Annotated in this window: 11 protein-coding genes and 1 tRNA gene; 5 read left to right on the top strand and 7 right to left on the bottom strand. The window is 53.4% G+C overall.

What is annotated here, in order from left to right; translation table 11 throughout:
- Positions 1-205 precede the first annotated feature (205 nt).
- Together tyrS and recG are read left to right on the top strand one after the other, a co-directional pair.
- Positions 206-1,420 (top strand): tyrosine--tRNA ligase, encoded by a 1,215-nt coding sequence (gene tyrS, locus L336_RS00225; protein WP_015641205.1) that lies wholly within the window; start codon positions 206-208, stop codon positions 1,418-1,420.
- 146 nt (positions 1,421-1,566) lie between these two features.
- Positions 1,567-3,642 carry an ATP-dependent DNA helicase RecG gene (recG, locus tag L336_RS00220; RefSeq protein WP_015641203.1) on the top strand — a complete coding sequence of 692 codons (2,076 nt, stop codon included), beginning with the start codon at positions 1,567-1,569 and terminating at the stop codon, positions 3,640-3,642.
- 70 nt (positions 3,643-3,712) lie between these two features.
- On the opposite strand, the gene L336_RS00215 is transcribed toward recG, so the two are convergent.
- Complete coding sequence (locus tag L336_RS00215; protein WP_015641202.1) at positions 3,713-4,021, bottom strand: hypothetical protein; 309 nt, start codon at positions 4,019-4,021, stop codon at positions 3,713-3,715.
- A gap of 504 nt (positions 4,022-4,525) precedes the next feature.
- Between L336_RS00215 and L336_RS00210 the strand changes: the two genes are divergently transcribed.
- The 3 genes from L336_RS00210 to L336_RS00200 all read left to right on the top strand — a co-directional run bounded on the left by L336_RS00210 (position 4,526) and on the right by L336_RS00200 (position 6,578).
- Positions 4,526-5,332: a hypothetical protein gene (locus tag L336_RS00210; RefSeq protein WP_015641201.1), complete on the top strand. Its 807-nt coding sequence runs from the start codon at positions 4,526-4,528 to the stop codon at positions 5,330-5,332.
- A gap of 4 nt (positions 5,333-5,336) precedes the next feature.
- A complete protein-coding gene (rsmD, locus tag L336_RS00205; RefSeq protein WP_015641200.1) occupies positions 5,337-5,882 on the top strand; it encodes a 16S rRNA (guanine(966)-N(2))-methyltransferase RsmD in 546 nt (181 codons plus the stop codon).
- An 81-nt stretch (positions 5,883-5,963) separates the two neighbouring features.
- Positions 5,964-6,578, top strand: coding sequence for a CDP-alcohol phosphatidyltransferase family protein (locus L336_RS00200; protein WP_015641199.1), 615 nt, complete (start codon positions 5,964-5,966; stop codon positions 6,576-6,578).
- Between the two features lie 114 nt (positions 6,579-6,692).
- Here L336_RS00200 and L336_RS00195 read toward each other — a convergent pair whose 3' ends face one another.
- The 6 genes from L336_RS00195 to L336_RS00170 all read right to left on the bottom strand — a co-directional run bounded on the left by L336_RS00195 (position 6,693) and on the right by L336_RS00170 (position 11,784).
- Positions 6,693-7,376: a ThiF family adenylyltransferase gene (locus L336_RS00195; protein ID WP_041191078.1), complete on the bottom strand. Its 684-nt coding sequence runs from the start codon at positions 7,374-7,376 to the stop codon at positions 6,693-6,695.
- On the bottom strand, positions 7,373-8,005 hold the full coding sequence (locus tag L336_RS00190; RefSeq protein WP_015641198.1) for a Mov34/MPN/PAD-1 family protein: 633 nt from the start codon (positions 8,003-8,005) through the stop codon (positions 7,373-7,375). The genes L336_RS00195 and L336_RS00190 overlap by 4 nt, the downstream gene beginning before the upstream one ends.
- 517 nt (positions 8,006-8,522) lie before the next feature.
- Positions 8,523-8,768 carry a hypothetical protein gene (locus L336_RS05810; protein ID WP_128817240.1) on the bottom strand — a complete coding sequence of 82 codons (246 nt, stop codon included), beginning with the start codon at positions 8,766-8,768 and terminating at the stop codon, positions 8,523-8,525.
- Between the two features lie 223 nt (positions 8,769-8,991).
- Entirely contained in the window at positions 8,992-9,981 is a 990-nt protein-coding gene (locus L336_RS00180; protein ID WP_128817238.1) for a hypothetical protein, read from the bottom strand.
- Positions 9,982-10,770: 789 nt separating this feature from the next.
- Positions 10,771-10,855, bottom strand: a tRNA-Leu gene (locus tag L336_RS00175).
- A gap of 218 nt (positions 10,856-11,073) precedes the next feature.
- On the bottom strand, positions 11,074-11,784 hold the full coding sequence (locus tag L336_RS00170; protein ID WP_015641195.1) for a hypothetical protein: 711 nt from the start codon (positions 11,782-11,784) through the stop codon (positions 11,074-11,076).
- Positions 11,785-11,836 lie beyond the last annotated feature (52 nt).

Here is an 11,836-nt window from a genome sequence, read left to right as displayed (position 1 = left end):
CTCGACTTGACATCTTTTTTAGACCTCCGCCTCGATGCGAGATTTGAGTACACACTTACTTTGCGCGTAGAGGATTTTCTACCTGCCACAATAATAGTACCTTCCCATAAGCATATTGACCCCATTATAGCACCATTTGAGACGTGCGGGGAATGGTTTTTTGTGCTACTATTGACCGGTAAACTAAAGAGAAAGGAGCGCTGACATGACATTATCCGAAGAGTTGTCATGGCGAGGCTTTGTCAATCAAATGACATTTGCCGACATCACTGATTTAGATGAAACAACGCGCACCTTTTATTGGGGCGTAGATCCCAGCGCTGACAGTATGACGATTGGCAACCTCGCCGCTGCGATGCTCGTGCGGCAATTCATCGAGCACGGATACACACCTATTTTGTTGATTGGCGGTGCCACTGGTATGATTGGCGATCCAGATGGCAAGAAACAGGAACGTGATCTACTGACACTCGAGCAAATTTCTGCCAATAAGGCAGCAATTTCTGAGCAGTACAAACGTATTTTTGCGGGCAAAAACTTTGAGATTGTTGATAATTATGATTGGTTCAAAGACTACAACTACCTTGACTTCTTGCGCGATATCGGCAAACACGCTCCATTAACTCAGATGCTTGATCGCGACTTTGTCCAGGCGCGTGTCGGTGAAGGGGGAGCTGGAATAAGCTATGCAGAGTTTAGTTATTCACTCATTCAGGGCTTTGATTTTCTCCATCTTTATCGAGAAAAGGGCGCCTCGCTACAGCTTGGCGGTAGCGATCAGTGGGGCAATATGATCGCCGGCACGCAGTTGATTCGACGGATTGCTGGGGGCGAAGCACATGTATTTTCGACACCACTCATCATCAACAAGCAGACAGGGGTAAAGTTTGGTAAGAGTGAAGGAGGAGCGGTTTGGCTGGATCCAGCAAAAACAAGCCCCTACAAGTTCTATCAATTTTGGCTCAACTGCGACGATGAGACCAGTGAAGATCTGGTGAAAGTCTACACACTGCTTGATCGCGATACCGTAGGTGCCTTAATTACCAATCACCAAGTCAATCCTGGCGAACGAGCCCTCCAAAAAACCTTGGCGCGTGAAGTAACCGATCTAGTGCACGGGCGGGAGCGCCGCGAGTCAGTTGAGCGTGTAACAGACGTGTTGTTCAATGGACGCCAATTCGGTGACTTAACAGATGACGATATTACCGCCTTGGCAGCCGAGATACCAGTCGTTGGCTATCAGTCACTGATCTCGGTGCTTGTGAGCGCGGGTGTATGTGAGAGCAACGGCGAAGCAAAGCGTCTGATTGCGGCGGGCAGTGTGATGATAAATGGTCAAAAAATAACCGAAAACTGCGAAATAACAGATATATCTTTAGTCAAAAAAGGCAAAAATAGTTTTGTCCTTGTTAGGGGCTAGTTGACAATAAATTACGAGTATCTCATCGCAGCCTCCACGACACCGTTCAAGGGCACGATTGTCTCAAATGGTATCATTCATGATGAACTAGTCAGTATTGTCTCACCTGACAGGAGATAACCTAGTGATAGCTACGCACTCTTTGTATGAGATACACCGTACAACGACTAGCGGTGTATGATAGAGAAGTGAATCTTGCGACCACATTAGATCAGATCAAAGGAGTAGGACCAAAAACCGCCGAACAGTTAGCCCGGGCAGGATTGGTGACGGTAGGTGATATTTTGCTTTTTTTGCCGCGCAAACACGAAGATTTCACCAACGTCACTACGATCGCTGATCTCAAACCAGGCAAGGTCACCATCAAGGCCCGATGTGAAAAAATCTCCACGCGGCCCGTGAGGCGAGGATTGCAGCTGACTACAGCGGTATTAGTTGATGACACCAGTAAATTGAACGCTATTTGGTTCAACCAACCCTACCGTACCCAGCAACTGGCGGGGGGCGACGATGAGTTTTACTTTAGCGGTGAGTTTGAATACTCGAGAGGACGCTACCAACTTACCAATCCCAGTGCCGAAAAAGCTGCCGATTTGCCGGTCCAGGCTGATCGACTTCTGCCGGTGTATCGCTCAGTTCGTGGCCTCAAGAGCCAGATGGTACGAAAAGTCTTGGAGCAGCTGCGACCACTTATGAGTGTGTTACCCGAGACCTTGCCAGAGAGTGTTATCCGCGATGAAAAGCTCATGAGTCGATCGGAAGCGATAAGCACAATGCACTTTCCAAAGAATACTGATGACGTGGCCGCGGCACGTGAGCGGCTGGCGTTTGAGGAGCTGTTTGAGTTATTGCTCGCTAGTCAGCTCAACAAACGTGAAAATCAAAAACTAAGCGGCTATCATATCCCTTTTGAAGTAGAGGTGGTCAAACAATTTGTTGCGCAATTATCATTCGATCTTACGAGCGCTCAGCGTCGTGCAGCCTGGGATATTTTGCAGGACTTTGAGCGTGCAACGCCTATGAATCGCTTGCTCCAGGGTGACGTCGGCAGTGGCAAAACAGTCGTGGCTGGCCTTGCTGCGCGGCAAGCAGCGAGTAGCGGGTACCAGACGGCGCTTATGGCACCAACCGAGATTCTTGCTCGCCAGCACGCCGAGACGCTTGATGCGCTGCTGAGCCCTTTTGGCATACGGGTCGCATTACTTATCGGTAGCGTTAAGGGCAAGGCGCGCGCGGCACTGTACGAGGCGATCGCAAATGGCGATGTCGATGTGGTCATTGGGACACATGCGCTGTTTCAGGAAAAAGTCGTATTTCAAAAGCTTGGCTTTGTCGTGATTGATGAGCAACATCGGTTTGGTGTCGAGCAGCGTCAACGTTTACTGGACAAGGCGCATCATCTGCCGCATCTGCTCGCGATGACGGCCACGCCAATTCCACGTAGTCTCGCGCTCACTGTCTATGGCGAACTCGATATATCGGTGCTCAATGAAAAGCCAAAGGGGCGCTTGCCGATTATTACCAAGATTATTTCTCCTGTCTCTGCGAAAAGTGTCTACGATGTCGTCGACAAAGAGATAGCGGTGGGTCGTCAGCTCTATGTGATTTGCAGTTTGATCGATGACAATCCGGATAACGACATCAAAAGTGTCGAGGCGGAGTACAAGCGGCTCAAAAACAGCATTTTTAGCCATCGACGTATTGCGCTCCTCCATGGTCGCATGACACCGATCGAAAAAGAACTCATCATGCAGCAGTTCAAACAAGGTGAATATGATATTTTAGTCAGCACGACTGTTGTCGAGGTGGGCGTCGATGTGCCAAATGCGACCCTGATGATGATAGAGAATGCTGAGCAGTTTGGACTCAGTCAACTTCACCAGTTGCGTGGCCGTGTCGGGCGGAGTCACCACCAGAGCTATTGCTATCTGATGATGGGCACCACAAACAAGCCGAGCGAGCGGCTGCGCGAGATAGAGAAGAGCAACGATGGCTTTTATCTTGCCGAGGTAGACATGCAGCTGCGCGGTCCGGGTGAGATCTATGGCAAGGCACAGCATGGGGCGCTGAATTTGCAAATTGCGACACTTGCTGACACCACACTTATTGCACGAGCCCAACATGTCGTAAAGCGGTTTATCGACCGTGGTGAAGATATGGCTAAGTATACCGTCCTTTCTGAGCAAGTTCGGTACTACCAGCGACTGACGACGCTCAACTAGCCACAATAAGCAAACAGCCCCGGTCACCCGGAGGCTGTGTGCCTGCAACGGGTGATCGGGGCTTATGGTACTACTCGTCGTAGCCGAGTCTCGCAAGCTGGTTTCGGAGTGTGGTAGCCTCTGCCTGAAGCCGCGCGATATCCGCGGCTCGTAGGGTATCCCACTCCCCAAACTGTTGTGCGCGGGCGTACTGGATGTCTCCGTAGACGGCCCGAAGTTGTCCCATCAGGTGCTCTGCCTCCACTTGCTTCGGCGTGAGCGGCGTCCAGGGCTTGCTCGCCTCCCTGAAGATGGACACAATGAACATGACCACGAGAATCAGGAAGATGCTGACGACGACGATAACGATGATGCCGAGAGCGTTGAGGAACCAAGACATAGAACTGCTCCTTCGAGTAGAGGGTACGACTTCCGTCGCACCCAGTTTTGTGGAATGCACAAGACGCGCATCTTTTCCTGGGGCGGAAAGTTATTTTATATTATATCAAAAAATATCATTTTTGTCAACCATCTAAGCAAACAGCCCCGGTCACCCGGAGGCTGTGTGCCTACAACGGGTGGCGGGGCTAGGCGGCGGGCATCTTCTCCACCGAGTAGAACAGAGTTGCAGTGGCTTCCTCGGGAAGGCCATACTGCCGGCAGACCGTTTGGTATACGGTGTTGTACCGCATAACAGGATCGGTGTCAGTGACGATGCAGCAGTGCGTGTTCATTCGACTGGGATAGAACGTTTGCACGGTGATTACCACAAAGAACCTGTCCATTAGTACCTCTTCTCGCAGTTTGACACAGATAGGACTTCATTATTTTAATAATAAAGTCGCAAAATGTCAATATGCTCCCATCGTGATTTTAAGTAGCGAGTCTGCTATCATAAGGAGTAATGTATTCAGGCACAACGCTTAACAAAACCTCTGGCGGGTTCATCGGGGTTCATCAAAAAATCGATCGGATTGCACGCCGAAATCTGGATCAACTACCAGGAGTCGGACCAGGATTTCCTGCTATCAAAGAAATCTTGGCGTTTGAGGGTGACAATGGCCCCGATGGCCTGAAGCGCAAGAGTCCCAGTGCTGATGAGCCGTGGCACTATATCGACCCCTCAAAATCCGATGACCGTCAGTTAGTCACGATGATCCTCGATCATCAACACAACCTTGTCGAGGCACTGCGCTACAATAATCATGAACGAGCGGCTTTTGAAGCCGCCTGGCTATCGCACGCTATTGTCGATGGGTTGACTCCAGCTCATCACTATCCCCTAGGTGAAAAGATCGAAGAGCTTTGGGGTAAGCCAAAAGAAGAACGGCTCACCATCAAAGAAAAGAACTTTATTGTCGGTGAGACACGTCTCGAGACACTGAGCAAAAACTGGGAGTATTGGGGTGCTAAGGGAGTATTTATGACGCATGCAGCGTTTGAGTTTGGCGTTGCCGCAGCCGCCAAGACCTCTCGTTATCCGCAAAAAGATCTTGATCACGCTTGGCTCGCTCAGGCGACGGCACAAGGGCTAGAGCAGGTTTTTTTGGATGCCATGCACGAAGTGTATTCGCTCGACATGTATCATACGTTTTGGAACGAAGGATGGACCACCAAGTTAGCGCGGCAGACGCGGCGGGTTCTGTTGCCAACTATCATTCAGGTTGTCATGTTTGCATGGTACGAAGCGTATCGCAAGGCGGAGCTCTAATACCATGTATATTCGCCTCATTGCAGGACAGTACGGTGGTCGCAAGATTGATGCACCAGACAACTCGCGCACGCATCCCATGGGTGAGCGAATACGAAATGCACTTTTCAATAGCATTGGTACTCGTATCGAAGGGGCTGAGGTTCTCGATGCATTTGCCGGCACGGGTGCGGTTGGACTTGAGGCGCTGAGTAGGGGTGCCGCAGGCGTGACATTTGTCGAACGTGACAAAATTGCTCAAAAAGTTTTGGCAAAAAATGTGGTATCGCTGGATGCAGCCGAAAAGGTGGAGATAGTCAACACATCTGTCGTAAACTGGCTCACGACGAAATCACAAAAAAATTACGACATAATCTTTGCTGATCCGCCATACAACGATCCACAGTTATCCACAGTCTCTCAGTTATTTGCTCTTCTCAAACCTAATGGGCTTATGGTATTATCTTGGTCAGGACGAGGTGAGGGACCAAATCTGCAAAACGGAATTGTTGTGGTGGACAATCGTAGTTATGGAAATGCAAAACTCACCTCGTTCTGCCGTATAGGCTAGGTAACGCTCCGCTGGAGCGTTTTTTGATATTTTTTGATGCTAGTGGTTGCACCTCTTGAACCAACCTGATGTAATACCTCTATGATAGCTCGTGAAGTTCTACGCCCGCTGGCAAAGGGTTTCCAGGATACCCGCGGTGCCTGGGCTGATTATTCACCAGAGCAGCAGCGCGCGATTATTGAGGCAAATATCGTAACGCTTGGACGGTTCGCTGCGCGTATGATTGTCGAGGCTGCCCATTCTCGGGGCAAATTATCTCGCGCTCAGTTTGTTGCGCTCGAGAGCCTGCTTGACCTTGGTGACAAGATAGACGGCGAAATTATCCGGAGTGCGGGAGCCGAAAATGCCTTTGGCAAAGTAATTGATCCATTTGTTGATAAACTCGATTTTTTTGTGCAAGAATTGCTGCGCGTGCTTCGCGGTGAATTAGACGTTGCGACGTTTTTGCTGAGACTCGGCCGGGACGTTACGTCGACGTATCTTCGTACAATCCAAACAGAACACTGTGGCGATGGTGCAGCACAGTGGTGGGGAAAACTCTCGACAGCAGTACGTTCGGTGAGCTTGAGAGTTGGAGATGCGTATCCGGAGAGCAAAGAAGCGCGCTGGGCAAAACACGCCGCAACAGGTATGTTGCTTGGCTCACTCGCGCTCAGTCTGTATAACTATCGGAAAACGACTGGTCACAGAGCGTAGGGATAACCGATTCGCTGTTTACAGCTCATCAGCATAGCTTGTTGTATCTATGGTCGGTTATCCCGCTCCTCCTCGCACAGTTGGCTACTGTGGTGGAGAAGCGGAACGACCCTCTTACTTCGGGGCCTGGATCACGAGTTGCACGAGGTCTCGCATGTCCTGCGAGACGCGCCGTGGCAGTTCCTCCCCAGCGTGCCAGTGCACCAGGTGCCGTGTGATGACGGCACCGAGCGCCACCGCCGGGTAGGCGATGGCACGGCTGGCGCAGGGCAGCTGGGCGATGTTGTCGCCGAGGAACTTGGTGTCATACCAGTCGCTGTCGTCGAGCATGTCGACGGCGAGGCAAGTGAACGCCTCGCTGCCGATACGCCCGTCGATGAGGAGTCGCACGTCGGGAGAGTCCTGGACGGCTTGCCAGATCATCCGACGCGCGTCTTGGTTGTCGACGGCGCTGATGACGACTGGGGTCGTGATGCGGTCCTCGGCAGTGAACAGCCGCTGGTGTACCTCGACCACCACCTGACAGTCGCCGTATGTCTGGATGTACTCCTGACAAACCTCCACCTTGGGGCGGTAGAGGTCACGCGGCTTGTAGAGCAGTTGGCTGGCGATGTTGCGGTCCTCGACCCGGTCGGGGTCGTAGATGATGAACCGCCGGAAACCGACGGTGACCAGCGTGGGGATGAGGCTTGCGCCGATACCCCCCGCCCCGATGATGGTAATGGTCCCGACGAAGCTGTCGGGATCGAAGATCCCGCCTTGGTCGGACCAGTTCGGAGCGAAGTCCTCGTTGCTCACTTGGTGTTCTCCTTCTTGTCGGGGCTGACGAACGCTGGCGTTGCCGCCAGCGCCTTGGATGGTATCGGAGGCGTCTCGACGCGGACGTGCCGCGCGATGTCGTCCGTGACCTGCTCCAGCAGCTGCTGGTGGTTGTCGGGGACGACGATGACGGTCATCGGCACGCCGATGCGGATTGGTGCGTACTGCTCGAGCCGTGCGACTACGTCGCCACGGTCATTGATGACGACCCAGATCATCCAGTCGATGGTGCCGACCCTCCCGTAGTTGTGGGCGGTGTTCATGTCGGTCGGCGAGTGATACGCTCCGCCCCTGCCGTGGCTGTGCCACTGCAGCCCCAGCGTCATGCCGGCCTCGTCGGCACGGTTGCCGGCGTAGGCGTTGCCGACCGCAGTCGGCTTGGCGCTGACCTGCGTCACCACCTGGTCGGTGATGAAGAGGCCACCGGGGCACAATATGAACTGGTCACGGGCGCCCTGGTCGATCAGCCCATAGCCGTTCACCTCTTGTGGTGAGGCCGTCTGGGCGTAGATGAGCATCAGGTCGTAGTCACTCGAGGAAATGAAGAGTGTCGGCACGACCAATTTAGGTGCGTCCTTCGCGGTCAACGGAGCAGAGAGGATGCGCATAGTAGAAGACTCCTTGTCTCGTGTGGGCCTAGGGTGTAAAGGGTCGAGCACCCCAGGAATAGACCTAGAAAATGCCACTTCTATTATACTACAAAATAACAAAAAAATCAAGTATTCTCAAAAAGCGAAGGGGGCGCGGTCACCGAAGTGTCCGCGCCCCAAACCCGACGGGTGTCGGGTGATGCGCTCCATTTGTCCCCCGGGGGGAACATGTGAGATCCGTCGCTCACTACTGAGGTGCCCTCGTCGTCGTGCCGACAGGATTCTACTAATAGCAGAATCGCCGACATACCAGAGAGGCGCAGCCCTTTGATCTTGAAACGGATATAGTTCCGAACACCGCTGAGTGGAGACGAAACGGCACCGTTTGACGGGTTCCGCACGCTACAGACACTACTACGATGGACGGCCCTCTAACATCACACGATTCCGACGGGACTTCGCTTCTCGTTGGTCCACTCGGTCCTAGATGGTCCCCTACGACGGGGATGGTCCGAATGGCGAGGAAGTCGTCGAGTCAGCCGTTGGCGACGTTGGTCGTGCCGTCGACCTGAGCACCGTCGGGGACGGCGTCCTGGAGGTCGGCCTCCTCGTTGTTGACGACGGCGACGACCGACTCGGGGTCGAAGTTGCCGAGGACGCCCAAGGCGTCCGCGGCGGCCAACAGGACGTCGGCGACGGTCGAGCCCTCAGGCACGGTGACGTCGACGCGGCCGGCCTTTCCGGGCAGCTTCACAGAAGCGGTGGTGGCGGTGTTGGACATGGGCAATGCCTCCCTTGATCGGTGATGCGAGGGTGGAGCTACTGTGGGGTATCGGACCCGCACAGCATGATACAGATTATAAACTTTTATTGATAAATCGTCAATAGTTTTTCCAAAAATTATTCACAACTTATCGCTACCTATCTATAAATCTCCTTTCGGCGAGTCCGAGAGCGGGTGCTCTCGGACTCGCCGAGGTGTAGTTTTCTGATCCAAAGTGGGTTCAGCTGGCGGCGATTGCCACCCTTGCCAACCACCGCCGCGCACGAGTACGCGGCTGGTGCCGCCACACTTCCTCCATTGGAATGACAGGGAGGTGGTGGGCATGACCTGGTTTATCTGCATTGTTCACGGAGTTCATGCAGTTGACTGCAATATTGACGAAGTGTCCAAAATCACCGTCATTCAGCATGTTGCCGAGCTCGCCGCTGCGCCCTCCGAAGCAGAACCAGTCATTCTCGTTGAGACCAGGACGATGGCTGGCGTACCGATTGAAGTAAGTCGTGCTTCTGCCCCCACTGGGGAGGCGTGTTGCATGGATCGGCACGACACCGTATCCCTTGTGGTTACCTCGGTTGGGCCGAAGCCACAACTCGAAATCACCGAGGTCATAGCGCCGGTCCCGATACACCCAGCTGGTTCGGATATGAATGACGGCGGTGCCATCCTCGTCGAACCGCATGCCGAGGAACCCGGGCATGTGGGTGATGAATCGCAGCGTCCGACGTGCGTCAGCGAGGTCGATGATCTCGCCACGCCGTCGCGCCGTCGCCTCGAGGGCGACCAATTCGGCTTCCATCCGGCGGATGTCGGCCTCATTCTGTCGAATGCGTTCGCGGAGATCGCGCATGGCCCTGTCGTAGTCGGCGACAAGTCTTTCCTGTTCGCGAATCTGACGAGCGAGCTGATGCCGGTCGAGGGCTCGCTTCTGCAGCTGCTTGAGCGCTTTGAGCGGATTCTCCACGAACCCATCCCAGAGCGGTTCGGCACCGGGCACTGTTTGCTGGAGAAGCGCTCGGGAGCTAGCCGTGACTTCATTGATCTGTTCCGAGATTGCACGGACAAGTCCGGCAAGGTCGAGGTTAGCGTAGAAGTCACAGAATTGCTGTCGAGTGAGCGAATCAACGCGGAAGAGGTGGGTGTTATTGCCGAAACTATCACACATACTTAGGTTGCGGTACCGGACATCATCCTGTGTCAGTCGAGACCTCACAATGTATGAGTTGTAGTCAGCAACGAGATCATCAAACGAGATCTCGAAGTCACCGAGATCAAGGCTGTCGCTGCGGATCGGACGAATCAGGACGACGAGCGCCCCATGCCTGTCTACCCGGGTCGCGATGACTTCGGGCAGGGCAAAGAGCGCTTCGAGTGCGTTCAAGTAGTCCTCGTCGTTGTACGTCCGAACAGACGCACGCAGACGAGTGAGTTTCTCCTGATGATTGCGACTCTCGTTCGCGTAGCTACGGAGTTGAGCACGATCGTCTCTGTTGTCGGACTGGGCATAGCTCAGTTCGCGCCTCAGCTGAGCTGGGCGAGTCTGAGCCTGCTGCCGGGCGTGCCCGCGCAGGAACTCAAACCACTGGTGTTGCAGGTTAGCAGGCGTGCCGTGCCATGTGGGCGCCGGCAACACGCTTGTCCTTGCTGTCATCAGAACATCCCCTCCTTAGGGGTTAGGATCGTGGGTGAAAACTACTGCACAATTACACCTCGCTGGCTGCAGAGGGGTAACGTACCTGACTAATATTCTATCATAAAATTGACAAAATAACAATAATGAATAATGTAATAAAAATGAGCATGACGCTCATTTCATTTGGTGCGGATGACTGGACTTGCCCACATTCTGCGGGCCCGAAAGTCAGCCAGATGAGCCTAGCTCATCGGTGACGTTTCCTTGCGAACTGCCGACGGGCAGTTCTCACCACCACGCCGCGGGTACTGGTACAGCAAAGTATCGCTTACTAACCATAAAACCGACCACAAGGGTCGGTACTATGGTTGGTGCGGATGACTGGACTTGAACCAGCACGCCGTGAGGCATATGCTCCTAAGGCATACGTGTATACCAATTTCACCACATCCGCATAATTTGTAAGGACATTATATCGCAATGTACGACGAGGAGCATATGGCCTAGCATATGGTCACGCTAGCGCGACCCCGTCGTCACATCTTTGAAAGCACAGCTTTCAAGAGTGGACTCCCTTGCGACCCGCCACTGGCGGCTCTCACCTAAGGCATACGTGTATACCAATTTCACGTTCGTTTGCAGGCAGGATAACACTAGTATAGCACAGCCTCGTCAATCATCCTCTAGTGTCTCTAGCTCCACGCTGCGACCATGTTTGCGGACTTTAAGCTTCGTCCCGCCCTTGCCCGAATCATCCGGATTATCACTCGGAGGGCTCAATGGCTCTTTGTCTCCTGGGTCATCGTCTGAGCCGCCAGCTGACGGTGTATCCTTTAGTGATTTGGGGATACGCATCTTTTTTGCTTTTTTTAGTTGTTCTTTTTTGAGCTCCTCCTCAAGCTTGTCGGCGAGGGCTGCCAGCTCTCGTGTTGCGGGCTCAAAGCGGGGGTCACCATCGAAAATGAGTTCAGCACCCTTGATGGCAGCACGTGAAATACAGGCAACGATAGGACGTTCGGCCTTTCTTGTTTCCTCCCAGTAATTTGCCTCCTCCTGATCACCTGGCATGTCGGCAGTGGTGCCCGTATCGAAGAGATTGCCATTTGCGATACGCCTCAAATCTGCCACATACCCGCGTACCGGGGTGCAGTCATCTCCCTCAAATAGAGTGACAAGCATGATACCGACATAACCCAGCATGACGGGTGGACGCAGGCTTGCGGGTTTGAGTTTTTCGCCTCCCTGGAGAGTGAGTGCGCCACTATCTGGCGCGATCGATATGGATCCTGGGCGCACGTAATAGGGGCGTTGCTCATCCATCGTATCGATGGTGAGGGGACGCAATAGATAAGGGACACGGACTGCCTCTGGTTGGTGCGACATAGAGAGTAGTGTAAAGGGAATGCACCAGCTAGGTCAACCAAAAGCACGATTG

Source organism: Candidatus Saccharimonas aalborgensis, from assembly GCF_000392435.1.
Taxonomy (GTDB): Bacteria; Patescibacteriota; Saccharimonadia; order Saccharimonadales; family Saccharimonadaceae; genus Saccharimonas; species Saccharimonas aalborgensis.
Note: the sequence above shows the minus strand (reverse complement) of the source record. Positions and strands in the feature narration are given on the sequence as shown.